The organism is Bifidobacterium tibiigranuli, from assembly GCF_022655035.1.
GTDB classification, from domain to species: domain Bacteria; phylum Actinomycetota; class Actinomycetes; order Actinomycetales; family Bifidobacteriaceae; genus Bifidobacterium; species Bifidobacterium tibiigranuli_A.
Map to the genome: position 1 here is coordinate 115,554 of NZ_JALCUA010000005.1, position 22,385 is coordinate 137,938.

Here is a 22,385-nt window from a genome sequence, read left to right on the forward strand (position 1 = left end):
ATCGGTCGACCTAACCCCTAACCCTCCGTCTCAAGCAGCGCATGCAACGCCTGCGCGAGCTTGGCTCTGGCGGGGTAGCGCTCCACGAGCTTGCGTGCAATGGCTTGCGCTTCGTTCATGCTGAACACCGACGCATACTTCATCAGCGACTTGGCAATGTGCTGATACGCGGCCTGCCGTGCTGGCATCTCGCCTTCGTAGCTGCCGTCCATGCCGATGGGCCCCAGGATGATGTGTTTCGCCGTCTCTGGTTTTGCCAGCGCAATGGTTTTCGCCAGCTTCGTACGCGACTTGGGGAATTGACGTGCGTAGCGCCAGGCTCGTTCGCCGAGCTTTTCGCTGATGAGCAGATGCTCATAGGCCATATTGCGCGTGAAATGCTCGCGCCCATCGTCATATTCCTCAAGAATCAGCTCGACCTGACGAGGCCAATTGTCCCCGCTCACTGCACGCAGCCGCGAAACATTGAAAATCTCGTCGGAATCGAAAGCCTCAACCACGCGCTCGCGGTAGAGCTCGCACAGCTCCTCGCGCCGCCCTAAAGCCTGCAAAGCGGCCTCGTGTATGGACTCCCACTCGTAAGGCGCCGCATCGGAGGGGATAATCATAAGCTGCTGGTTCGGGTCGTCGCGCATCACTGACTCGCTGAAGTCCAGCAGCTCCTGCCAGCGCTCCTGCGCGATGAGCCGGGCGGCATAGGAATCCGCGAAAGGCTCCATGTCGTGATGCTCGGCGAGGAAGCGGTCTGCGGCCTCGCCTTCGCCGCTCAAGCGCAGCAGATCGTGGCGCAGGAAGAGCATTGTCTGCTCGAAATGCATATGCACCAGTTCGATCGGGTAATCCACCAGATCGCCGTCTGCGTTTTCCATCAGCTCGCTGTCCAGATCGGTCTGCACATCCGTTTTTGCCTGGTGCAGCATACGGTCCATCGCGCCCGACGCCTTGTCCAGCGCATCATAAGCCAGCACGCGCGTGTCGTCCCATCGAGCGAAGGGCAGCGCGCAGGAAAGCAGCTCGACCATCTGCGTGGGATTGAGACGGAAATCCTCGCTGCAAACCACATCGAGTATAGCCTGCAGCGACGCGGCGCCAGCGATCGGATCGGCACTGCGCGCCAAGGACTCGAAATAGACGCGAATATCCTGAATCAGCCGTTTGAGGAAGACAAAGCCCTCGTCTTCACGATCAGCGATGCTGCCGATGAATTCCGCTGTGATTTCAAGCGCGGCCGCAAGATTCGCGGCCGCGTCCTGCCAATGGTCGCTCATCATCGCATTGCCCGCCACGGCCTGTACTCCGGACAAGGCCCGCGTTTCGATATGGAAGGTGGGCAGTGCGGCCTGACGCATCGCATACCCTTCCGGCGTGAGCTGCGTATCGGGCACGGATGCTGCGAGACTCTGGAAGTACCAGTCAATCGGCGCTCTCATGATGCTGCGCGCCTGATCGAGTGGCGCTACCGGTCCGGACAGTCGCGTGGCATCGCATTCGGCTGCGAGATCATCAAGGACCTCGTTCCACAGAAACGTGGGGCTGTCATCCTCGGTGCCGAGCGGCCAGCCGGTGGCGATGAAATCGCGCAGGATGTCGACCTCATCGTGCGGCAGCGTGCCGGTATCGCTTTTGGCATCTGTGTTGGCGGAGGTATTGGGGGAGTGCCCGTAATCGACGTCGTGACGTGCGGTCTCGCGCTCGCGGGCACTGCCGCTCGGATGCGCATCCGATGCACGGTGTCGTTTGCTGTCGTCGGTACGGTCAGCATCGTGGCCGTCGCTGAATTCGGAAGGGTGGTATGTCATGATCGGTCATTCCTCCGTTCCGGTGGTTGATTGCCGATAATTGATTCCGTCCCTACCAGCCTACCGAATCCGCGTATCGTCCTGTATCGCTCCGGGCGCACTGCACGGAGTGTCACTGTGTAATGGAATAACACCGTGTAAAAGCACTGCGTGGGAATCCGCGTGAAAAGACTGACAGATAAGACCACGGAATGCTTCAATCTATTCGAAGGGATACTTCAAACCCCACTGACTGCGAATCCGGTCCATGAGTTGCATGATGCGCATCGTGTCGGCGTGGGGCATTTCGGGGCATTCGCCTTTGCCGTCGAGAATCGCGTTGGCGGCGGAGGCTACCTGATACTCGTAGCCGGTCAGCTGCTCGGGAACGTCGTGGCGCTTGACGAGGCTGTGGTTGGGGTCATAAACGTCGATCGACGCCACGTTGTTGACGTTCTCGCACACGAGATATCCCTTGGTGCCCCAGACGGAGGCGCTGCGGTCAGAGACGGAGACCATCGAGCTGTCGGCGATGCCTATTGTGCCGTCCTGATAGATGATGGTGGTGGAGCTTTGCGCGTCGACGCCGCTTTCGTGGCGAATCATGGCGGTGTTGATTCGCTCGATCGGGCGCGGCCCCATGACCATATCGATGAAATTCAGCGGATATACGCCGACGTCGAGCAGCGCGCCGCCAGCCAGCGCCGGGTCGATCATGCGCGCCTTGCCGGACACTACATAGCCCAGATTCGCGCTCACTGTGCGGACTTCGCCAATCGCGCCCGAAGCTATGATGTCGTCGATGATGCCACGCGAGGGCATATACCGCGTCCAGATGGCCTCGGTGCACAGCAGCTCGATTTCGTGTGCGACATCCAGCAGTTCCTGCGCCTGCGAGGCGTTGGCGGTGAAAGATTTCTCAACCAGCACATTCTTGCCGGCTTTGAGACATTGGATTCCCTGCTCGGCATGCAGGCTGTGCGGCGTGGCGATATACACCAGATCGACTTCCGGGTCGGTCAGCAGCTCCTCGTATGAACCGTAGGAAACCGGGATATCGTATTGCTTGGCGAAGGTCGCCGCCCGCTCGCCATCCCTCGCGGCGACCGCATAAGGCGCGACGAGATTGGCATATCGGGGGTCTTCGGCCATGGCGTTGAGCGTTTCGGCCATATGATGCGCGATGCGCCCGGCACCGAGTATCGCGACATTCACCTTCAGGCCGTCTCGTTCGGCCTCGGTGCGCTTGCCATTGAGTCTGCTCATCATTCCTCCTTGAATCGTAGGGTCGTGATTCCATTCTAGGAATTCCGCTTTACGTTTTGATCCGGCGAGAGATAATGGGTGTCGTGAATGAAGCTGAGGAATCCATCGTGCAAGGCGAGGCGCCAGACAGCGGGGGAGTGCGGTCATCAACTGAGGAAGTTGAAGCGATAAAGGCGGCTTCGGCTTCGCCATCGCAATCGGCCAGCTTGTCAAAGCCTAGATCGGCCAAGCGCAAGAAGAATCACAAGAAAAGCCTCAAGCAGAACCGCAAACCGAAGGAGCGTACAGAAAAGTACGCACGAGGCACGCGCAGCTACACGATGTCGCATATCCGCGGCAAGGATACGGCCATCGAAGTGGAGGTGCGCCAGTACCTGTTCTCGCGAGGATTGCGTTTCCGCAAAAACGACAAGCGCTACCCGGGCCATCCCGATGTGGTGCTGCCAAAATGGCATGTGATCGTTTTCGTAAACGGGTGCTTTTGGCATGCCCATGAGCACTGCGCCAAGCACACGATGCCCAAATCCAACGTGGAATATTGGAGCGCTAAACTGCTGCGCAATCGCGAGCGTGACCACGAACAGCATGCGAAGCTTGCGGCGATGGGTTGGCGCGTAATCGACGTCTGGGAGTGCGAGCTTGAGAAAAACGTACGCGAGGAGAGGCTTAAACAGCTGTACGACGAGATAACGGAAGAAGCTACTACTCAGCTTCCAGCCGACTGATTTCGGCGCGCAGCTTGTGCATCTTGGCATAGAGTTCGTTGCGCTGCGCCGGCTGCTTGGCGCGGGCATGGTCCTTGACGAGCTTGGCTTCGTCGGCACGCAAGGATGCGAGGCTGTCGCGGTTTGCTATGCGTGCATCGAGGTCGTGGGCGTCAGCGCTACCGAGGATAATCTGAGCATTAAGACACTCCCATACTTCATCGAGCGTGGTGCCGGCAATCGCGAGTTTGGCTTTGCTGCTTGGCTGATAGTCGCTGACGAATACCCTGTTGGTCCGGGGTCGCCCCGCCTTGCCGGGCATCGCGCGCTGCACCGCGAAAGCGCAGAATTCGCTACGGGGCGCTGTAGATTGTGACTCGTGGTTTCCGTTGCCATCAGACTGTGACTCTTGTGACTGCAACTCCTGGGCCTCTGCCGGCACCTCGTCGCTCACGCAGATAAACACGATGCCAGAACGCCGCATCCCAGCGATATGCTCGATGACTTCTACTGGAGCACTTGCGCCCCGATGCTGAATCCCGATGACCATGACCTCCGCAGGCCCTCTGCCCTCTGGGGCCGCAGCGAGGCCGATGGTATTCGGTCGCAGCAGCGCCAGCATGGTGATGTCCTCGACGTTGTTGGCGAAACGCTGCTTGAGCTTGGCTGAAACCGGTGTCCTTGCGGTGAACATCTGCTTGGGCAGCGTGCCCTTCGCCTCGGGGATGGCGCAGGAAGCGGGCAGCCCAAGAGAGAGCGCCGAAACGGAACCACAAAGTGCCACGGTCATCAGCGGCCTTCTTTCCAAGCTGTTTCACCGGTTTCAACCCGCGCCGGTCTTATTGCCCCCATCGTATACGCGATCGCGGCCCGCGCGATTCCCTTGGCGCGTCTCATTGGTTGATATCGCTTCCACAGGCGACCCAAGAAAGTCGTCATTCCTAGGTTTTCGATATGGCGCAATTCCTGAGGAATGCGGGAGTGCGTGGAGGCATGAGAAAAAGAATATGGAGCGAGTAGACGAAAAGATACGACAGAGAGATGCAGTTGGGCAGAGGCATAAGGAGGAAACACGGGTATACAAAAGTGGGAGTGGAGAATCATATTCCCCACTCCCACAATGGCCACGTAACTGCGAAGGAATCAGTCCTCCGCAAGCAGCTCCATGTTTCAGGCGGTCACAGCCGCTGCGGCGCCCGTGTTCGCGGTTTCTGCCTCAGCCGAAGCATCCGCATTCTGCACAAGCCCGAGCTTGTCGTCGTGCTTGCGCCACCACGCCGAGAGCACGGAGCCGGAGATGTTGTGCCACACGCTGAAGAAGGTGGAGGGGATCGCCGTGATTGGGGCGGCGGCGAAGGAAGTCAAAGCCAGAGTGGCGCCCAAGCCGGAATCCTGCATGCCTACTTCGAAGGTGATTGCCTTCTGCTGCGCGTATCCGAAGCCCTTCGGATAGACCTTGTACATGAGCCGTGAGAAGCCATAACCGAGGCTGTAACCGCATAGATTGTGCAGGATGACGACCGGAATCGCGAGCATGGTGGCGGCGCTGAAGAGCTTGGCCTGATTCGCGGCGACCACGACGCCGATGATCAGCAGAATCGCGACCTGTGAGACGATGGGCAGAGCGACCGTGACCTTTGCGATTTTCTCCTTGAAGATCATATGGCAGAGCACACCCAGTGCAATCGGCAGCAGCACGACGGTCAGCGCGTTGATGAGCAGCGACTGCCACGGAATCGCGACGTACTTCGAGGCGAGCAGCTGCATAAGCAGTGGAATCATGAACGGCGCCAGCAGCGTGGACAGCAGTCCGATGGAAACGTCGAGCGCGACATCGCCGCGTGACAGGAAGCTCATCACGTTCGACGATGTGCCAGACGGACAGCAGCCGACGAGGATGACGCCTACGGCCAGCGGTCCTTCAAGGCGGAAAATCCAGCACAGTAGCACGGCGACAAGCGGCATGATCACGTAATGGGCGACCGTGCCGACGATGACCATCAGCGGCTGCTTGAAAATGCGCGCAAAGTCCTCAAGCGACAGCGTCAGCCCCATGCCGAACAGCACGATGCCGAGCAGATATCCGGTGTAGCTTTTTGCCCACACACTGGTGGCGGGCACGAAATAATTGAATGCAGCCCATGCGATCACGATAAGCGTGAACCATGTGGTCAGCCAGTCGGCGACCTTCTTCACTGTTCCCATTTCTTGACATTCCTCTCTTGTGACATGTGTCACAAGGACATATCCTAAGGGCAGCCATGCCATTATGCCCGCGCGTCTCATGTTGTGAACGTTATACGGGCGATATGTGGGAAGGTGTAAAAGAAAATAGGGTATGGGGCCGGGGGAGAAATTAGGGTGCCAGTTCCCAATCGTCTTCGCCCAGAAGTTTGGATTAGGTTTTCAGTGCGGTTCCTCATGAGTGCGCACTGTAATCGTCGGAGTCCTTGGCTGCTGCTGTAGTGATTTGTCGGCGCGCGATTCGTTCCTGTGCCTCGCGGTAGATTTCCCTGATCTTGGCTTCCAGGTCGGCTTTTGGCGGGAGAGCTGTCCAATATTCTGCGACAACGATGCCGTCCTTGTGCATCTCTAGAAGTTCGATCTGCTCGCGATTTGCTTCTGTGCATAGAATCAGGCCAATCGGCGGCTCCTCGCCGGATTCACGCTCATTTTTGTCGAGCCACTTCAAATAGAAGTCCATTTGACCCTTGTAACTCGGCTTGAATTTCCCGATTTTCAATTCCACGGCAATCAGTCGTTTCAACGGCCGTGAGTAGAAGAGCAGATCGAGGTAGTAGTCATCACCGTCAAAGGTCATTCGTTTCTGTCGAGCCACAAATGTCCAACCGCGCCCAGCTTCCAGCAGCACGGGTTCAAGTGCTCGAACGATTGCCTCTTCAAGATCCCGTTCAAGATAGGTGTCTTTGAGTCCGAGCATGTCCAGCAGCATCGGATCGCGGAATGTATCCAGAGGCACGTCCGACCCATCGGGAATCTGCGCGTCAGCTATCTTCCGACGTTCAAAAGCCTTACGGCTGATGGCATAACGTAGCTCGCGAACGCTGAGCTTGCGTTCAATGGTTTCCCGCTCATAAAAATTTCTTGCCTCGTCATCCGAAATCGGAAGTAATTCACGGAAGTGGGTCCAACTGATTTGTTGCGCCAGTGACGCAACAAATCGGGAATCTGGATAAACTTGGGAAAACCGAACCATTCTGTACAAATTTGTTCGGTCGAAGCCGCGTCCAAATTTTGCTGTCAATTGTTGTGCCAATGACGCAACAAGTTCTGTAGCATGCTCTGCCCGACTCTCGTTAAGCACCTCGACATCAATCATTCGTCCGATGTGCCAATTCATCAAGGTGAGGGCAGCATTGGCTTGCCTGGTCACGATTGATCGAGTCTGTTCAATCAAGGACGATACGCGATCGACCAGAGCACCGTCTCTAACGGGAATCTTCAAATCTGATATATTCATTGACTGTGATTTCGTATCAACACTCGATGAGGCAACTGCGTAATTTTGAGCCTCTTTGCTGTTCGGCAGGACATCTGCCGTATGCCGATTCTTGCTCTTTGAATCATTCATCCCTATTCACTCCTCTTCATTGAAGTCGTATCCTTTTGGATAGAGATTTAGCCCGCTTCTAGCAGATGTTGAGGCGAGCCAAACGATTGAATAGAAGACTACCAGCAAGGGTGCGACGCCAACCCGGCTTTGCCGGATATACGAAACCCTTACATAGTTGTGGGCTGTAAGGGTTTGAAACTTTGTGCCCGAGAACGGATTCGAACCGTCGACACCCGCTTTAGGAGAGGGCTACGTGTCGTAGTGCTGTTGTTGCAGAGCCGTTTTGAACGGTTCTCGCAGTGCACATATCGAGTCGTTTTTCATCTCGGGGCAATTCCGGGGTTATTCCTGTTTGCCGCGCAGACGGATATGAGAGCATCCACACGACGTGACACACATACTAGCAGCACAGCCAGTCCATGCAACGAGGCGGAGAGCGGCAGGGGCCTATCAGAGGCAACCCATTTGGCTCTTTTGCCAAATGGGGCGGCAGCGGTTCTTAAACCGGTTCCGGCTGCTTCCCGCAACGGTGACGCGACGCAGTCGCGTCAGGACGGGCCACGGACGGCGACGCGCAGCTGTAGGCCGAAGGCCGAAGGCGCAGCGACGACGGCTGGGGCACGGCCCTTGGTATATCGCGAACAGAGTTTCGCATCAGAGGCGCAGAAGCGGTGCAAACGGTATGAGAGAAGGGCTGCAAGCTCCAAGTGGCTGATGTCTGACACGCTGGCGAACACCCGGATAGAGCCGGTGGAGGGCACGCAGCAGTTCATGGACATGGACACTGGCGAGATGCTGGACTCTGATTTCGTGAGACCTCTCCGTCCCGCGCGCTGCGGCTGGCGAATCGGGGCTGCTGTCAGCATCCATGCCGACGCCGAGACCCACACGGCGCATTACTCCGGTACGGAGCATTGCGGCTCGGTATGGTCGTGCCCGGTCTGCTCAGCGGTCATCCGCGCACAGCGTGCCGAGGAGATTCAGACCGTGATAGAACGTCATCAGAAGGCCGGAGGCTCGGTCGTGTTCCTCACGCTCACGATGCGCCATCGGCGCTCGGACTCGCTGGCGATGCTGCTTGACGCGCTGCTTGGCTCGTGGAAGAGGCTTCTTCAGGGGGCCGTCTGGAAGCGCATGCGCCGGGACTACGAACTCACCGGTTATATCCGCGCCACCGAGGTCACGTGGTCTGAGAGCAACGGGTGGCATCCGCATCTTCACTGCCTGCTGCTTACGGGGCGTCGGCTGGACGACGCGGAGGTGCAGCGGCTCGGCGACGAGATTCACGGACGCTGGGCCAGATATGTGCAGACGGCCACAGGGCGCATGCCCGACCGTGAGCACGGCGTGGACGTGCAGCGCGTGGACGAGGGCGGCGGACTCGTCAGCGAGTATGTGGGCGCTTTGCAGGACGAGGGCAAGCACGGCATGACATGGAGCGCTTCGGCTGAGATGGCGCGCGGGGACGTGAAGAAGGCCCGGCACGGGCTTGTCCCCTTTGAACTGCTCGACGACGAATGCGGACTGCCAGAACCCCGGCGACGCGCTCTCTGGCTCGAATACGTCAAGGCCACCAAGGGGCGGCGCTGCATCACATGGTCGCACGGCCTGAAAGACCTCTACGGGATACGCGAGAAGAGCGACAAGCAGATAGTCGATGACACCGAGCGCATGGGCCAGCTCGTGGCCGTCATCCCCGCTGACGCATACGACAAAGCGCGACGAGAACCCGCCACCCTCGCGCTGCTCTTGGACATGGCTGCATGGGGCCTGAACAAGCTGCTCCCCGCCATCGCCCCCGGCCTCCAGCTCGTTGAACACAAGGAAGAGGAGTCAGACGATGAATAAGAGAAAAGTGCTCAAATGCGTTGTGGCGGGCATCATCGTTTGGTTCGCCTGTTTAGGGGTTATCTCTATCTTTGACTCCTTTTACATGGTGCAAATCGCTATGGCTGCGGCCTCGGCTTCGCAGAACGACCAAGCCCCCGCGAAGACGGCTGAAACCATTGGCGACCACATCAGAACAGAGTTCTGGGACGGCGATATTACAGAGTTGAAGTTCGTTGAGGTTCTGCCCTGCCCGATTGTTGGCATTGGTATCGGTCTGCCCGATAAGAGTCAGCTCACAGTGAAATACTGCAAGCAGGACTTCGCTACTGATTCAGTTACATACCTGCTTGATTCAGAGACAAAAAATAGCTGGGATGCTCTTAGCTCGGAGCAGCAGAGGTTGTGGCGGCTTGCCGCGCTTCATATCCGCTTTGCGGACTCGCAGAACGATGTGCGCGTCATGCCTTGGTACGAGTGCCAATGGGAGAGTTCCAGACTAAGTCTCTGATGGAAGAAGACACTCCGAAGTTTGCGGACTGTACATTGAGCAAAGCGAAGTGTATAGTTGGGATTGTCAGTTAGATATAGTTTTGAAGGAGGTTTGCATGACTGATATAGGCATCCAGACATTCGCGGAATGGAGCAATATCCATAGGAAGGTAACAGAGGTTTGCGATGTGATTGATAGTGCTTGCTCGGATTCACAGCTGAACAGCACTGAGGTCAGATTGCTTTGCGTACTCCTCTGCGACATGTACCGCAAGGAAGAATCACCGGATAAGACTCCCGAATTTCAGTATTACACCGCTATGGGCTTGGCGAGACGCATCTCCATGAGCCGTGGCAGCGTGGTACTGGCAATCAACCATCTGGAGCAACTCCAATACATCACAATCGAGATGCGGTCACGGAGAACGTGGATTCGCGTCAACACCAACTGTAAACACAACAACGAAGAAGGCAACTGAAATGACCCCTGACGTACATACCGCGTTTAAACTCCTGAAGCGGCAGAACCGGCTTCCTGAGCATATTGACTTAGATTCAGGTCAACGTTATTTCTCGATGTCAAGTGCTCGTTTAGCACGTCTTATGAACATCTACACAGGGAATGCATGTACGCGCAAGAAGGCAGTCCGATTGCTCAGAAGCCTTGTTGCTCAAAGTCTGATAGCGAGAATCGAACGCGGCCCGAAACAAACGTTCTGGTTCCGGGTGGTTCCTGATAAGAATTTGATATCGAAGGAGACACCGGCCAGAGATGAGGAGATAGCAGCAGCATCATCCAACGCGACTATGAGCCTATCGGAGCAAGAAGCTCAATGCGAGGCTGAGGCCGAACAGGGCATGGATGATGCCGAGTTTTATGACGTTTATGCGGCATGGGACATGGATGAACCTGAAGACCCAGAAGACAACGAGCTGTTCGACAAGGAGATTGACTGAAAATGGCAGTAACGCGTAATATTCCCGTAGATGGCATGGCGCTGGCCGGTGAGCATGGCTTGCCGGTAGTCGCCATCATCCCGAAGACCTTCCGCAACGATTCCGGAGTTACCGAGCAATCGCACACGCAGGACGGCACCCCACAGTTCACAGTACAAACCCTCTATACGCCATCCAACGGCAGCAAGGCGGAGCTACTGGACGTGACTGTGGCTGCAACCCAACAGCCGAATATCCCGTTGCTCTCGGCTGTTAGGTTTGAGGCTCTGACTTGTTCACTCTGGCAGATGGGAAATCGGTCGGGTCTTGCGTTCAGTGCCTCTTCAGTGCAGCCTGCTAATCTCACACGTAAGGCTGGCGACTGACTATGCTGGACTACACGCTCAAGGGCATAGCCCAGTTTCTGAGATACACTTGGCGACCGTTGGCCCTGCTGTTTCTGGTCATGCTGCTGGTCGGCATAACCCCCCTGTCTACGTCGGTAGGCTGGTTTCTGATACTGGTCGTGCTTGCGGCGGTGGCGATTGCCGAACTGGTTATATATCGGTCCGGCAGTGAGGGGCGTTTTTGGTTGAAGAAATGGTCTGTCTATACTGCCACGTTCTGGACGATTAGAAATGCGGTCGCCAAGCGTAAGGCGCTCCGCCGAGGTCGCGAGCTGTTGGTCTCCTCTGGTTTGGTGCGTTCGGAGGAGAAGGCCGAGGAATACGGCGCATGGCTCTTCGAGGACAAGAAGAGAAACGAATACTCGTTCTATGTAGGCGATATCCCCGGCACCGGCCCAGCGGATGTGCAGCGTGTCTGTACCGATGTTCTGGCTCCTCGGCTTGTGGGAGAGAACGCACGGGTCACGGTTGAGATGACTAGTGGGCTTATCCGTGCGCGTATGTCTTCGACCGTGGCGTTCCCTGCTGTGGTTCCCTATCCCGAGAATCCGCACGTCAGCATTGACGCCATTCCCATCGGCATAGACGAGCATGGCTACGTCAAGACTATGGCGCTACGAGAGAACGCCATAATCTGCGCCGGAAGCCCCGGAAGTGGCAAGTCCGGGTTTCTCAACGTGGTGTGCGAGGGTGCGGTCAGATGCGGCAACGTGCAACTGCTTGGTGTCGATTTGAAGCGGGTCGAGCTGAGCAACTGGTCTCTGTGCTTCGATAGGCTCGCGGTCACGTTGGACGATGCGCTCGATCTTCTCGAGTCCGTGCACAATCTCATGGAGGAACGCTACCGGCAGCTTGAGCGGAAGCACTTGCGGAAGGTCGAGTATTTCGATTCGCATACTCCTTTGGTTTTGCTGGTCGTCGACGAGGCCGCGGCCCTCCTGACGGGCGGGGACAAGAAGAAGAACGACCACGCCAAGGAGCTGCTGCGCTCGATAATCAGCCTCGGCAGGGCTGCGGGTGTGACCGTCGTGTTCGCCAGCCAGCGGGTCAGCGCGAACATAATCAGTTCGGACATCCGCGACATCGCCAAGACCCGCGTCTCCTACAGCGTTACGAACATCGAATCTGCCAAGATGGTTCTGGGCGATGGGCTGAAGGCTGACGAGCGGGGGCCGTGGAGGATAGGCAACTCCCCGGCCGAGCGTGGCGTGTGCTACATGCAGGACGAGGCGGACCGCAGCCTCGTGTGCGTGAAGACCTACTGGCTTGACGACAGACGTATTCAGGACACCGTGCGACGCTACGGCAAGCCGTCACCGGCCATGCGCGAGGCCACGATGGAGGTGCTTTCTGATGTCGCAGAGAGTGCTTGACGAGAACCGGCTTCTCTCGGACGGGGAGCTGGCGGATATCCTTCAGGTCTCCCGCAGCACCATCAGCAGAGGGGCAAGGGATGGGCGTCTCTTCCCGAACAACGAGGTCACGCCGGTGTACATCAACGGGCTTCGCCGTTGGAAGGCCTCGGCTGTGGCATCCTTCCTTCGGGCGGCGTGATTCATGCCGAGACTGGTTCATAGGTGCGAGACCTGCGGGAGAACCGAAGTACTGGACTCTGACGAGGCCTTTCGGCTCGGCTGGGACTATCCTCCCAGAATGGGGGTCTATGGCGTCGTCGGGCCTCGCACCTGCCCCGTCCACGGCATCGTCGGCACCGTCTGGTGGCAGCTCGCAGTCGAGCACGCGCGGCTCAAGGATTTATCGCCGGAGCAGCATGATACGTTGTGGCGGATATTGAACGAACCGGCGAGCATTACGCCACAAGGAGAGACGAAGAAATGAGTGTTATCAAGACGCCCCAAGGTCGTTGGAAGGCTGTGGTCAAGGTTGGCAGGGCCTATTCTTGCTCCAAGACCTTCGACCGTGAGAAGGACGCGAAGGCTTGGGAGGCCGCTGAACGTGCCAGGCGTTCGGGCATCGTAGACCCCAAGGCGGCCCATAGGTCGGTCATTGATGTGGTTCCCGATTATCTCAAGGAACGCAAGCTCGGCGTTGCCGAAAGCACCTACAGGAATGAGCGGTGGGTGTTTGAAGGCACGCTGCCGAAATACTGTGAATGGCTGCTGCATCGCAGCGTTGGTTCGATAGTTCCCCGTGATATCGAGAGAGTGTACCTGTCTTTGAGGGAGCGTGGACGAAGCCATCGAACCATACTGCGGGTGAGAACCACGCTTTCCTCGTTCTTCGATTGGACGCAGCGCGCGGGCATGAGAGCCGGCAATCCCGTGAAGGACGCGGTGGTTCCCAGACGTACGGAACCCGAACCGGAGATGAAGCCCTACAGCTTGCAGGAGCTGAACGAGCACTACGAGGCATGGCATGAACTTAGCCCGAATGACGCGGAGATAGCCCGGTTCCTTGGCCTTACCGCATTGAGATGGGGCGAAGCCCGGGCGCTGACGGTGGGCGACGTGGATTTGCAAGGCGCTTATCCGAGCGTGCTGGTACGACGCAGCAGACCGGAAGGCGCGAAGGCGCGCACCACCAAGAGCGGCAGGACGCGGCATGTTCCCTTGGCGGATGTGCTTGTTCCGTTCATAAAGGGCTGTATCGAGGGGCGTGCGGATGATGAGCCGCTGATGCCGCCCATGAGCCACAGCCGGTTTCTCAAGCGCCTCGACTGGCCGCACACATCGGACGGGCGCAGAATCCACGACCTGCGCCACACGGCCATAACCCTATGGCTGGCCTCCGGCATTGATATGCAGACCGCGAAGAACTGGAGTGGGCACAGTAGCCTCCAGATGATGAGCAGGTATAGTCACTGGCTGAACGAGGCCGTTGACCAAGCGTCTGTGAACCGGCTGAACCGGGTTTTGAAACCTCGGTGCGATACAGAGGACATTTCATGGGAATAGGGGTAGCGCGGTCATGCAGACTGGCGCTGAGTGGTTGGTTCTGGATGCGACTAAAAGAAAAGGTCTGGGAATGACTCCCAGACCTTTCGCTGTTTCTGTGATGCTTAGTCTTCGGGCCAATCACGCCAGCCGGGAAGATTGGCATCCAGCAATTTGACCTTATTGGCCTCTAGGAGTCCTCTTTCGAATTTGGCTCGTTGAAGGTCGAGCCATAACTCCCACTTGATTTCATTAAGCCCATCGGTGTACTTCTCCAGCTCTTCGGGGGTGTTGATGCCTCTCAGGGAGTCGACAATGTCATCGATTAATTCGATGACGTCATCGGTGGTAATGACATCGATTAAGTCGGCGTCGGTATCGGCGTCGGCATCTAATGCAGCCTCGTACTCTGTCTGCTGAAGGCCTTCGTCGATTAAGGCTCTAAGTTCGTCCTCTGTCATTTTATCCTTTTTCGTGGTTTTGGGCTGCAACTCGACTGCTGCAACCACTGTAATGTCGATTGTAGCATATCTTGGCATTGAATGCATCAATCTTGTCAAAAATAAGGGAAAATTGACATTTGGGTATGTCGAGAGTATGATATGCCTATCATTCTGTTTTAGAATGGTAGAAATTATGATTGGTGTGATGATGATGGATATAAACTATACTGTAGAACAGTGGTCGATGATTAAAATTGAGATAGAGAAATGCCTGCAGAGAATCAATCAGGCATTAACCGATTCTCGACTGTCTCCGACTGAAGCAAAAGTGCTGATGGCGTTGGTGACAGAGGAACTTTCTGCGGTTAGTCCCTTTGATTCAAATGATTATCGGTTCGAGACCGCAAATGATCTTCAGCGACGTACGGCTTTGGCTCGTTCCACTGTCGTTCGCGCAATCAACGAGCTTGAACGGCATGGGTGGATTCAAATTGATGTTCGTCATCGCCGTATGTGGATAAAGGTTCTCAGTCCTAAACCATCAGATGGTGTGGATAGCAATGATTCAAAGGATGATGACGATAAAAGAATCAGGTTTTGAACTCTCGGGGTGATTCCGGGGATATTATTTCACAGGGAAAGGAGTAGCGCGTGCAGATGGGAAACCTCCGCAATCCCTTACGGGATTACGGGGGTGAGGAAGTGCCCGAGAACGGATTCGAACCGTCGACACCCGCTTTAGGAGAGCGGTGCTCTATCCACTGAGCTACCCGGGCAACGAGCATCCATTGTACACGGAATTGCGACGGCTGAGACGGCCGGGCATCTGGGTTGCTGGATAATATGGGTGTATCCGTGTTAGGTGAGGCGTTATTGGGGTGCGAGGGTGGATTAACGCCTCACATAACGCCGATAGCCGCATGCAACGGGAAATTGCATGCGCCACAATGCAAAAACGCAAAATATAACAACGAATGCGGCCGCACATGGCACCGCGAGTTCAGCCAGCTGCGGCGTGCTGGATCACATCTGAACCCAGCACGCCACAACGCACGATGCCTTCAGAACGCTAGGCTCCTTCGCGCATGTCACGACGCGAGTAGCTCCATGCGCCAACTACGGTCATGACGATCACGGCCGCCGTGACTGCGAGGAACGGCGCGAGCTTGAAGGAGTCCACGGGCATGCGCGGCATCCAGTTCAGGGGCGAGGTCTTTGTCACCCATTTCGGCAGATCGAGCATGTTGCCGAAATAACTCAGCAGAATCGCATACGTGAGATAGCCGTACGCCACCTTGCCGAGCTGCGGGGCGAGGCCGAGCAGTAGCGCCGCAAGCGAGACGAAGATCAGCATCACCGGAAGCTGGTTGAAGCCTGCCGCGAGAAAATCGCCCATGCCGATCGACATATGCCCGGACGTGGAGGAAATGGCCGTAGCGCCGAGCGACCCGGCGGTGAGTAGCGTGCCCAGCACAGCGCAGATGAATGCCAGCGCGATATTCGTCCAGAACAAACGGCTGCGCGTGACCTGCGTGGACATGATCTGGCTCAGGTGCAGCCGCGTCTCCTCGGCGTAGAGCTTGTTGACGATGACGATTGGCAGTATGGCGGCCAAGCCGCTGAGCACAATGAGAATCGTGCTCGTGAAGGATGCCTCAAGCGACGTTCCCGAATTCACGAACATCATTTTCATGAGCTGGTTGCTGTCCAGAAACGTACGCATATCGCCGTAAATCGAGCCGTATACAGCGCCCAGGCAGGCGAAGGCCACCAGCCAGGCGATGATGATGCCGCGATTGAGCCGCAGCAGCATCCCGTGCACTGACAACAGCCCTCGCCGCGCATGCGAGCGACCGAGCCGTTCGGGGATATAACTCGCCGTCATATCGCGGCTGTTTTCCAGCAGCGCGGCGACGGCGAATAGCACTACGGAATACCCTAGCGTGATCAAGAGCACCCACCACCGGTTCTGCGTCATAGGGTAGGCGAGATAAGTCGACCCCAGCGGATTGACAAGGGAAAGCGTCTCGTTGTGTCCGTCGCTTGCGGCCCTGAGAATATACAGCACGCCGAGCACGCCAAGTGACGCGCCGCTCGCGCCCGAGGCAGTTGGCATGATCTGCGCGAACACCAATGCTAGCGCAGCACCGAGTATTCCTGCGACGCTTAACGATAGCCCGAAAAGCATGCTGCTTGCAAAGCTAATCGAGGCTTCGCGGAAGCTCGCCATGACCACGCCGGTGAACACGCCGAGCACGATATTGATGCCGATGGTTTCGATGACGACCGCCAGCGAGCTCGCCTGCCGGCCCACGGGGAAGGCACGAATCATCTCGCTCAGGCCGAGATCCTCCTCATGCCGGGTGTGGCCCACGACGTGCAAAATGGAGACGACCATAGCCATGATGCTGCAGAACAGCAGCATCTCCTGGGCGTACATCGCGCCGACCGTGTAATCGGCGGCATTCGTGATGGGCGTAGGGCCGACCAGCGCGATCATCGCCGGATTGCCCATGGTGATGAACATGCCAATGTGGCCGTTGCCTTGCGCGACCTTCTCGAAGGCCGGCACATAGACGCTGCAGAACAGGCCGAGGCCCAGCACCCAGATGAGGATCTTCTTCCAGTCGCGGCGCAGGTATTGCACGAGCAAAGTCGCGCATGATTCGAATTGCTGTTTCATCGTGAACCTCCTTTCAGGCCGCGTAGTGGCGCATGAAGAGGTCTTCGAGCGTGGGCGGCACTGCTTCGAACTTCGTGATGCCGAGCTTGGTGGCATGTCGGAGCACATCATTGGTGGCGGCATTGTCGAGCGAGAACGTGGCTGATACGCCCTTGCGCACGAAATCGTGCACGCCTTCGAGATGCTCCAGCGTCCCAAGGTCGCCGACTGCCGAGATGGTCACCGTGGATCTGGTCAGGTGGCGCAGCTGGTCGAGCGTGCCGCTGTCGACGATGACGCCCTTGCTGATGATGACGACCCTATCGGCCAGGCGTTCGACTTCGCTCAGGATGTGCGAGGAGAGCAGCACGGACTTGCCCTGCGCCTTGATGGACGCGATTTCCTCCTGGAACACCGATTCCATCAGCGGGTCGAGGCCCGAAGTTGGTTCGTCGAGAATATAGAGGTCGGAATCCACGGATAGCGCTGCTATCAGGCCGACCTTCTGCCGATTGCCCTTCGAATAGCCCTTGGCCTTCTTGCACGGGTCGAGTTCGAAACGCTCGGTAAGCTCATTGCGCCGGGCCGCGCTGCCGCCACCGTGCAGCTTCATGAACAGGTCGATGATCTCGCCGCCTGACAGGTTGCCCCAGAGCGACACGTCGCCGGGCACGTAGGAAAGCCGACGGTGAATCTCCTGCGAATGGTTCCATACGTCCTTGCCGAAAATCGTCGCGCTGCCGCCGTCGCGCCGCAGGATGCCGAGCAGCGTGCGGATAGTGGTCGACTTGCCCGCGCCGTTCGGCCCGATGAAGCCGACGACTTCGCCTTCTCCGACATTGAATGACACGCCGTCCAGCGCGTGGACGCTGCCGAATGATTTGCGCAGCTGCTCTATTGCAATGACACTGCCCATAGGAAACTCCTTTTATCAGGCCATTGCTGGCCATCCGTCGTCGGTACATGGAATATACCAACGAATACAGAATATTATAGACTTATTTTCATAGAAAGTATAAAACTATGCGATTCTTGGAAGCGCTGCAGATTTGCGAAGGCTGTTTCGCGTCAAATACCCTCGCCGCGAACGTGTCGCAACAGCCGTTATAGACTGTAAACACTAGGGTCTGCCTCGTATGCGCGATGTGCATGGCAACACGCATGACACCGTGCTTGGGCAGAGCCGGAACAGAAGGGACCGATATGAATGGCTTCGAGCGCCGCACCTTGGCCAAAAAGGAGCAGGTGCTCGACGCCGCATTCGACCTCATGAACGCTGATTCGGGCGAAGGCGCGGAGACTTTAAGCATTGCAGATGTCGCGGCGCGTTCCCACGTTTCGCGAGCTACCATATTCAATTATTTCGGCTCCAAGCAAGGGCTGATTTCGGCGGTGTTTGACCGTTTCCTTAGTCGGCTTGGCGAAGAGGCGGAGCAGATCATCACGCAGGATATGCTCTTCGTGCAGCTGATGAGGGCATTGACCCGTTGCGAGCTGGATCATCTGCACAGCGTGAGCCCGCAGTTCTATGACAATCTCATGCGTTGGTACGCCGAGGATGAGGGGCCGGGCATGCAGGATCTGAGGGCGAGATATACCAAGGAATCCTTCGACGTCATGCTTGCCATGTTTGCCAAAGGGCGCGAAGAAGGCAGCATCGACCCGAAGTATTCCGACGAATTCCTGCTGCTCTACTTGCGCATGATGAGCCAGGGCGCGTTGGATCCGAGCGTCAGGGACGCGATTGTTCCTTACAGCGAGCGGTTTGTGGAGATGTTTATCAAAGGTGTGGCACCTTCGCCGTGTTCCGCCACTGATGACGGTCGTTCACAATCAGACAGCGGCAATGCCGTCGATGACTCTGACTCTGCTGCTGACTCTGACGCTGCTTCCTAGATTCTTCGAGATGTGTCGGCGGATACTCTAAGTTGCGGCATTCCTCGATTGCCTCGATGCGATGTTGGCGTGAGTTCCGTTTCGCAGAGGAGAGGTATGATGAGGTCAATAACACGGCGGCAGCAAACTAACGATGGGGTAACGCTACGGCAGTGCAGCGCCGCGCGGCAAGGAGGCAGGCATGGGGTGGCTGATAGGTCTCGGAGTGGCTGCGGCAATCGGCGTGAGCGGATTCCTCGGCGTCCAAAGTGGCTTGGACCGCAAGGCGAAGAAAATGGCGAAGGGCAGTGACGAGGATCGCCAGCTCGCAGCCGAGCTGCGCGATGTATCGCGCAAAATCGATCAGGGCAAATACCTCTACCCCTGAGTTGGCTAAGCTGCCTGCGACGGTTGATATTTCGCCCGGGGCTTGTGCGTTCACAGCTTGCTGGATTAGTGTGTGAACGTTCATAAGGGAGGAATTCATGGCCGCAGCCGCTTCGCAACCGTACGCCCATAAGGGTCGGCATCGGATTCTCGGCGCCTTCGCGGGGCTTTTCGCGTTCGTCGCGCTGCTCGGCACCATCGCGCGGATACTGCCGGAAAGTTTGCAATCATTGCCGTACATGCCTGTAGTGGTGTCAGTCACGCCGTGGTTCACGCTGCTGGCAGCGTTGGCGCTGATATTGGCACTCGTCGCGAGGCGCTGGGGCATGGCCCTGTTGGCGTTGGTGCTCATCGGCGTGCAGATATGGTGGCAGGCTCCTTTCTTCCGACCTGGAGAAAGCCTGCCCGCTGGGGCCAATAATGCCGTGTCCTCGGTAAGGCCCAATACGGACGACGCCTATGCGCGCGTGATGACGATGAATGTATATAAGGGACATGCCGATGCACGAACCATCGTCAATCTTGTGCGCGATCAGCATATCGAAGTGCTTGCTTTGCAGGAGACGACCGACGCTTTTATCGCAGCATTGAAGGCAGCGGGACTCGGCGATTATCTGCCATATTCGCAGGTTTCCTCTTCCGACGGCGTCTATGGCAACGGCTTATGGTCGGCCTCGCCCCTAGGCAATCCGGTGGATGACGAGGTCGATTCGAGCGCGTCCTTTATGCCGGGCGGAACGGTGCAGTTCAACGGCTCCAAGACGGCGATACGCTTCGTGAGCGTGCATACGACTTCGCCGAAGCCGGGAATGTGGGAGCAGTGGCGGCGCTCGCAGGACGAGCTGGGCATGATGCGCACCAGAACCGATGCGCGCTATGTGTTCATGGGCGATTTCAACGCGACCACCGACCACACGGCTTTCAGAAACTTCCTCGGCACCCGCTTCCGCGACGCCGCGCAGGAGGCCGGACACGGTTTCACCTTCACCTGGCCACAGAACCGGCCGCACATCCCGGCTTTCGCCGGCATCGACCACGTGGTGCTCGACCAAGGAATAACCGCCGGTCAGGTCACCGTCGCACACGTCCCGGGTTCAGACCACGCCGCGCTCTTAGCCACGATTGCGGTTCTGTGAGCCATTAAGCCTGCGAATGGTACTCAGTCGAGATTCGACTGGGCCGAACCGTTAAGCGGAGAACCCGGTGGGTTCTCCGTAGGTGAGGTGAGCAGCTGAACCGTTAAGTGAACAGCACTGTGTGCTGTTCATAGGTGAGGTGAACGACCGCTAAGGTCGTGAAGGCGGGGCCGAAGGCTCCGCTGAGCCTGCGAGGGGTACTCAATCCAAATTGGATTGAGTACCCGCCATCTCCGCCGAGGACTCCTGCTCGGCCTGCGCCGCATCCAACTTTGCGCGGACTTCGCCCAGCAGTGACTGGGCGCGCTTGGCGAGCGCTTCGCCCAGCTCCCATTGACGCATCGACTGGTCAAGGTTGAGGCCGCCGGCTTCCAACGCCTGCACGGCTTGAATCAGATGGTCGCGCGCCTCCTCGTAGGGCATGGCGGCGATGGCGTCGCGTTCCTTGTCGCTCAGGCTTGAGGCCGGAGCGGTCGGGGTGGCGGTTTCTTCGTCCGCGTTCTCGGTGTTGTCATTGCTAGCTGCTGCTGTGCTCATTGTTGCTCCTTGATTGCCTGTATGTATTGGTATGTCTGATATTCGTATCGAAATCTATTTCACTTTGCTTTGCTGCTTACCCTGCTGCCGCGGGTCTTCGATCGCAGTGGCCTGACTCACCACGACGCCATGTTTGAGCGTAAGCGTCAGCTCGTCGCCGATGCGCACATCCCGTGCATCGTCAACCACGCGCCCGCTTTCGCCCTGCACCACGGCGTACCCACGGTTCAGCGTAGATTGCGGGCTGAGCGCAGTCAGGCTGGCGTGCAGTTTTTCGACGGTCAAACTGGCGTCATCAACGATGCGCGTGAGCCCACGCTCCATGCGCTGCCGAGCGTCGTCAAGGAAGCGCTGGTGCGGTTCGAGCATGGTGAGCGGGTGGGTCAGACTCGGTCGGTTCGCATAGCCGTCGATGAGACGGATTTCGTTGTCGACGCGCGCACTGACCCGCATACGCATCTGCATACGGGCGGACTCGATGAGCTGCCATTGCTCGCGCACATCAGGTACCACGCGCTTGGCCGCGTCGGTCGGCGTCGAGGCGCGCAAATCGGCCGCCAAGTCAATCAGCGTCCAATCGTCCTCATGCCCAACGGCGGAGACCAGCGGAGTCTGACACGCTGCAGCAGCACGCACCACGCCCTCGTCGGAGAAACCGATGAGATCCTCGAAGCTGCCGCCTCCTCGGGCGACGATAATCACGTCAACCTGCGGGTCCTGGTCAAGCATTTGGATCGCATTGATTACGTCACTCGGGCACTGTGCCCCCTGCACATGCGCATGCACGATCTTGAACTGCACTATAGGCCAGCGCAGATTCACGTTCGTGATCACATCGCCTTCGGCTCGCGCCTGCGGGGCGCATATCAGCCCGATGCACGCTGGAAACTCCGGCAGCGGCACCTTGTTCTCGGCGTCGAACAGGCCTTCGCCCTTGAGCTTCTTGCGCAGCTCGTCAATCTGCGCCTTCAAGTCACCCGTGCCGACGCGCCGGATGTCGTCGGCCACGAAGCTCAGCCGGGTGGCCTTCATCCAGATATCCGGCTTGCCGTGGATTACTACGCGGTCACCTTGGTGGAATTCGCGTGCCTTGGACACGAAGGCCCTGAATCCCATAACCGGCAGGGATATCTCCTCGAAGTTGTCGCGCAGGGTGATATAGCCCGACGTGGGCCGTCGCATGTTGATTTCGACAATCTGCCCCTCCACCCAAGCCTCGGGCCAGCGGGCCACGGAATCGTGGAACTTCTGGCTGAGTATATTGACCGGCCACGGGTTTTCGGCGGTCGTGTCGCGAGCCAGCCGTGGCAATTGGTCGGGGGATTTCGGGCCTTCGCCTGCGGGAGGCATGCCTTGCTGCGGCGCGGCGGAGCGCGTCAGTGAACCATAGCCGTATGCAGAACTCATGCCCTCTACAGTCCTATAGAGAACGGACATCGCGGCACGCAAGGGTATGGTTCGCCGTCG

General features: G+C 57.7%; 24 protein-coding genes and 1 tRNA gene. 14 read left to right on the forward strand and 11 right to left on the reverse strand.

Features of this window, described 5'->3' with window-relative positions; translation table 11 throughout:
* Nucleotides 1-17: 17 nt before the first annotated feature.
* Nucleotides 18-1,799, reverse strand: a complete 1,782-nt coding sequence (locus tag LKK40_RS06935) for a hypothetical protein (RefSeq protein WP_304310022.1) — start codon at nucleotides 1,797-1,799, stop codon at nucleotides 18-20.
* A gap of 201 nt (nucleotides 1,800-2,000) precedes the next feature.
* Nucleotides 2,001-3,044, reverse strand: a complete 1,044-nt coding sequence (locus LKK40_RS06940) for a Gfo/Idh/MocA family protein (RefSeq protein ID WP_304310023.1) — start codon at nucleotides 3,042-3,044, stop codon at nucleotides 2,001-2,003.
* Between the two features lie 206 nt (nucleotides 3,045-3,250).
* Here LKK40_RS06940 and LKK40_RS06945 point away from each other — a divergent pair, with 206 nt between their 5' ends.
* Nucleotides 3,251-3,769, forward strand: a complete 519-nt coding sequence (locus LKK40_RS06945) for a very short patch repair endonuclease (protein ID WP_304310046.1) — start codon at nucleotides 3,251-3,253, stop codon at nucleotides 3,767-3,769.
* Here the strand turns inward: LKK40_RS06945 and LKK40_RS06950 are convergent.
* From LKK40_RS06950 to LKK40_RS06960, 3 genes are all read right to left on the reverse strand, one after another.
* Complete coding sequence (locus LKK40_RS06950) at nucleotides 3,747-4,538, reverse strand: DUF4391 domain-containing protein (protein WP_304310024.1); 792 nt, start codon at nucleotides 4,536-4,538, stop codon at nucleotides 3,747-3,749. The genes LKK40_RS06945 and LKK40_RS06950 overlap by 23 nt on opposite strands.
* Before the next feature lie 380 nt (nucleotides 4,539-4,918).
* Nucleotides 4,919-5,953 carry a bile acid:sodium symporter family protein gene (locus LKK40_RS06955; protein WP_304310025.1) on the reverse strand — a complete coding sequence of 345 codons (1,035 nt, stop codon included), beginning with the start codon at nucleotides 5,951-5,953 and terminating at the stop codon, nucleotides 4,919-4,921.
* Nucleotides 5,954-6,167: 214 nt separating this feature from the next.
* Nucleotides 6,168-7,340: a PDDEXK nuclease domain-containing protein gene (locus LKK40_RS06960; RefSeq protein ID WP_304310026.1), complete on the reverse strand. Its 1,173-nt coding sequence runs from the start codon at nucleotides 7,338-7,340 to the stop codon at nucleotides 6,168-6,170.
* Between the two features lie 696 nt (nucleotides 7,341-8,036).
* On the opposite strand from LKK40_RS06960, the gene LKK40_RS06965 reads away from it, so the two are divergent.
* The 9 genes from LKK40_RS06965 to LKK40_RS07005 all read left to right on the forward strand — a co-directional run bounded on the left by LKK40_RS06965 (nucleotide 8,037) and on the right by LKK40_RS07005 (nucleotide 13,899).
* Nucleotides 8,037-9,170 carry a protein rep gene (locus LKK40_RS06965; protein WP_304310027.1) on the forward strand — a complete coding sequence of 378 codons (1,134 nt, stop codon included), beginning with the start codon at nucleotides 8,037-8,039 and terminating at the stop codon, nucleotides 9,168-9,170.
* A complete protein-coding gene (locus LKK40_RS06970; RefSeq protein WP_304310028.1) occupies nucleotides 9,163-9,660 on the forward strand; it encodes a hypothetical protein in 498 nt (165 codons plus the stop codon). Before LKK40_RS06965 ends, LKK40_RS06970 begins: the two co-directional genes overlap by 8 nt.
* Before the next feature lie 97 nt (nucleotides 9,661-9,757).
* Entirely contained in the window at nucleotides 9,758-10,120 is a 363-nt protein-coding gene (locus tag LKK40_RS06975; protein ID WP_304310029.1) for a hypothetical protein, read from the forward strand.
* Nucleotide 10,121: 1 nt separating this feature from the next.
* Nucleotides 10,122-10,598, forward strand: coding sequence for a hypothetical protein (locus LKK40_RS06980; RefSeq protein ID WP_304310030.1), 477 nt, complete (start codon nucleotides 10,122-10,124; stop codon nucleotides 10,596-10,598).
* A gap of 2 nt (nucleotides 10,599-10,600) precedes the next feature.
* Nucleotides 10,601-10,963: a hypothetical protein gene (locus tag LKK40_RS06985; RefSeq protein WP_304310031.1), complete on the forward strand. Its 363-nt coding sequence runs from the start codon at nucleotides 10,601-10,603 to the stop codon at nucleotides 10,961-10,963.
* A gap of 2 nt (nucleotides 10,964-10,965) precedes the next feature.
* Complete coding sequence (locus LKK40_RS06990; protein WP_304310032.1) at nucleotides 10,966-12,357, forward strand: FtsK/SpoIIIE domain-containing protein; 1,392 nt, start codon at nucleotides 10,966-10,968, stop codon at nucleotides 12,355-12,357.
* Nucleotides 12,338-12,538 carry a helix-turn-helix transcriptional regulator gene (locus tag LKK40_RS06995; RefSeq protein ID WP_304310033.1) on the forward strand — a complete coding sequence of 67 codons (201 nt, stop codon included), beginning with the start codon at nucleotides 12,338-12,340 and terminating at the stop codon, nucleotides 12,536-12,538. The genes LKK40_RS06990 and LKK40_RS06995 overlap by 20 nt, the downstream gene beginning before the upstream one ends.
* Nucleotides 12,539-12,637: 99 nt before the next feature.
* On the forward strand, nucleotides 12,638-12,823 hold the full coding sequence (locus LKK40_RS07000; protein WP_304310034.1) for a hypothetical protein: 186 nt from the start codon (nucleotides 12,638-12,640) through the stop codon (nucleotides 12,821-12,823).
* Nucleotides 12,820-13,899: a tyrosine-type recombinase/integrase gene (locus LKK40_RS07005; RefSeq protein ID WP_304310035.1), complete on the forward strand. Its 1,080-nt coding sequence runs from the start codon at nucleotides 12,820-12,822 to the stop codon at nucleotides 13,897-13,899. The genes LKK40_RS07000 and LKK40_RS07005 overlap by 4 nt, the downstream gene beginning before the upstream one ends.
* A 104-nt stretch (nucleotides 13,900-14,003) precedes the next feature.
* Here the strand turns inward: LKK40_RS07005 and LKK40_RS07010 are convergent, their stop codons facing one another.
* Nucleotides 14,004-14,387 carry a hypothetical protein gene (locus tag LKK40_RS07010; protein ID WP_304310036.1) on the reverse strand — a complete coding sequence of 128 codons (384 nt, stop codon included), beginning with the start codon at nucleotides 14,385-14,387 and terminating at the stop codon, nucleotides 14,004-14,006.
* 127 nt (nucleotides 14,388-14,514) lie between these two features.
* Between LKK40_RS07010 and LKK40_RS07015 the strand changes: the two genes are divergently transcribed.
* Nucleotides 14,515-14,922 (forward strand): helix-turn-helix domain-containing protein, encoded by a 408-nt coding sequence (locus tag LKK40_RS07015; protein ID WP_304310037.1) that lies wholly within the window; start codon nucleotides 14,515-14,517, stop codon nucleotides 14,920-14,922.
* Between the two features lie 102 nt (nucleotides 14,923-15,024).
* On the opposite strand, the gene LKK40_RS07020 is transcribed toward LKK40_RS07015, so the two are convergent.
* From LKK40_RS07020 to LKK40_RS07030, 3 genes are all read right to left on the reverse strand, one after another.
* Nucleotides 15,025-15,097 (reverse strand) — tRNA-Arg (locus tag LKK40_RS07020).
* A gap of 293 nt (nucleotides 15,098-15,390) precedes the next feature.
* Nucleotides 15,391-17,004 carry an ABC transporter permease gene (locus LKK40_RS07025; RefSeq protein WP_304310038.1) on the reverse strand — a complete coding sequence of 538 codons (1,614 nt, stop codon included), beginning with the start codon at nucleotides 17,002-17,004 and terminating at the stop codon, nucleotides 15,391-15,393.
* Between the two features lie 13 nt (nucleotides 17,005-17,017).
* On the reverse strand, nucleotides 17,018-17,899 hold the full coding sequence (locus LKK40_RS07030; RefSeq protein ID WP_304310039.1) for an ABC transporter ATP-binding protein: 882 nt from the start codon (nucleotides 17,897-17,899) through the stop codon (nucleotides 17,018-17,020).
* 287 nt (nucleotides 17,900-18,186) lie between these two features.
* Between LKK40_RS07030 and LKK40_RS07035 the strand changes: the two genes are divergently transcribed.
* The 3 genes from LKK40_RS07035 (at nucleotide 18,187) to LKK40_RS07045 (ending at nucleotide 20,381) form a co-directional block, all read left to right on the forward strand.
* On the forward strand, nucleotides 18,187-18,879 hold the full coding sequence (locus tag LKK40_RS07035) for a TetR/AcrR family transcriptional regulator (RefSeq protein ID WP_304310040.1): 693 nt from the start codon (nucleotides 18,187-18,189) through the stop codon (nucleotides 18,877-18,879).
* Nucleotides 18,880-19,060: 181 nt separating this feature from the next.
* The gene (locus LKK40_RS07040; RefSeq protein WP_304310041.1) at nucleotides 19,061-19,246 is read left to right on the forward strand and encodes a hypothetical protein; all 186 of its coding nucleotides are present in this window, start codon (nucleotides 19,061-19,063) and stop codon (nucleotides 19,244-19,246) included.
* A gap of 97 nt (nucleotides 19,247-19,343) precedes the next feature.
* Nucleotides 19,344-20,381: an endonuclease/exonuclease/phosphatase family protein gene (locus LKK40_RS07045; RefSeq protein ID WP_304310042.1), complete on the forward strand. Its 1,038-nt coding sequence runs from the start codon at nucleotides 19,344-19,346 to the stop codon at nucleotides 20,379-20,381.
* Between the two features lie 201 nt (nucleotides 20,382-20,582).
* On the opposite strand, the gene LKK40_RS07050 is transcribed toward LKK40_RS07045, so the two are convergent.
* Together LKK40_RS07050 and xseA are read right to left on the reverse strand one after the other, a co-directional pair.
* Complete coding sequence (locus LKK40_RS07050) at nucleotides 20,583-20,918, reverse strand: exodeoxyribonuclease VII small subunit (protein ID WP_304310043.1); 336 nt, start codon at nucleotides 20,916-20,918, stop codon at nucleotides 20,583-20,585.
* Nucleotides 20,919-20,972: 54 nt separating this feature from the next.
* Nucleotides 20,973-22,268 (reverse strand): exodeoxyribonuclease VII large subunit, encoded by a 1,296-nt coding sequence (gene xseA / locus LKK40_RS07055; protein WP_304310047.1) that lies wholly within the window; start codon nucleotides 22,266-22,268, stop codon nucleotides 20,973-20,975.
* Between the last annotated feature and the right edge of the window lie 117 nt (nucleotides 22,269-22,385).

Bases quoted from the DNA above. Each gene is read 5' to 3' on its own strand.
- LKK40_RS07015 (WP_304310037.1), top strand. From the start codon at position 14,515: ATGATTGGTGTGATGATGATGGATATAAACTATACTGTAGAACAGTGG.
- LKK40_RS06960 (WP_304310026.1), bottom strand. From the start codon at position 7,340: ATGAATGATTCAAAGAGCAAGAATCGGCATACGGCAGATGTCCTGCCG.
- LKK40_RS06975 (WP_304310029.1), top strand. From the start codon at position 9,758: ATGACTGATATAGGCATCCAGACATTCGCGGAATGGAGCAATATCCAT.
- LKK40_RS06955 (WP_304310025.1), bottom strand. From the start codon at position 5,953: ATGGGAACAGTGAAGAAGGTCGCCGACTGGCTGACCACATGGTTCACG.
- LKK40_RS06995 (WP_304310033.1), top strand. From the start codon at position 12,338: ATGTCGCAGAGAGTGCTTGACGAGAACCGGCTTCTCTCGGACGGGGAG.
- LKK40_RS07030 (WP_304310039.1), bottom strand. From the start codon at position 17,899: ATGGGCAGTGTCATTGCAATAGAGCAGCTGCGCAAATCATTCGGCAGC.
- LKK40_RS06935 (WP_304310022.1), bottom strand. From the start codon at position 1,799: ATGACATACCACCCTTCCGAATTCAGCGACGGCCACGATGCTGACCGT.
- LKK40_RS06965 (WP_304310027.1), top strand. From the start codon at position 8,037: ATGTCTGACACGCTGGCGAACACCCGGATAGAGCCGGTGGAGGGCACG.
- LKK40_RS07040 (WP_304310041.1), top strand. From the start codon at position 19,061: ATGGGGTGGCTGATAGGTCTCGGAGTGGCTGCGGCAATCGGCGTGAGC.
- LKK40_RS06980 (WP_304310030.1), top strand. From the start codon at position 10,122: ATGACCCCTGACGTACATACCGCGTTTAAACTCCTGAAGCGGCAGAAC.
- LKK40_RS06940 (WP_304310023.1), bottom strand. From the start codon at position 3,044: ATGAGCAGACTCAATGGCAAGCGCACCGAGGCCGAACGAGACGGCCTG.
- LKK40_RS07025 (WP_304310038.1), bottom strand. From the start codon at position 17,004: ATGAAACAGCAATTCGAATCATGCGCGACTTTGCTCGTGCAATACCTG.
- LKK40_RS07000 (WP_304310034.1), top strand. From the start codon at position 12,638: ATGGGGGTCTATGGCGTCGTCGGGCCTCGCACCTGCCCCGTCCACGGC.
- LKK40_RS07045 (WP_304310042.1), top strand. From the start codon at position 19,344: ATGGCCGCAGCCGCTTCGCAACCGTACGCCCATAAGGGTCGGCATCGG.
- LKK40_RS07035 (WP_304310040.1), top strand. From the start codon at position 18,187: ATGAATGGCTTCGAGCGCCGCACCTTGGCCAAAAAGGAGCAGGTGCTC.
- LKK40_RS06985 (WP_304310031.1), top strand. From the start codon at position 10,601: ATGGCAGTAACGCGTAATATTCCCGTAGATGGCATGGCGCTGGCCGGT.
- LKK40_RS07050 (WP_304310043.1), bottom strand. From the start codon at position 20,918: ATGAGCACAGCAGCAGCTAGCAATGACAACACCGAGAACGCGGACGAA.
- LKK40_RS06990 (WP_304310032.1), top strand. From the start codon at position 10,966: ATGCTGGACTACACGCTCAAGGGCATAGCCCAGTTTCTGAGATACACT.
- LKK40_RS06950 (WP_304310024.1), bottom strand. From the start codon at position 4,538: ATGACCGTGGCACTTTGTGGTTCCGTTTCGGCGCTCTCTCTTGGGCTG.
- LKK40_RS07005 (WP_304310035.1), top strand. From the start codon at position 12,820: ATGAGTGTTATCAAGACGCCCCAAGGTCGTTGGAAGGCTGTGGTCAAG.
- LKK40_RS06970 (WP_304310028.1), top strand. From the start codon at position 9,163: ATGAATAAGAGAAAAGTGCTCAAATGCGTTGTGGCGGGCATCATCGTT.
- xseA (WP_304310047.1), bottom strand. From the start codon at position 22,268: ATGCCTCCCGCAGGCGAAGGCCCGAAATCCCCCGACCAATTGCCACGG.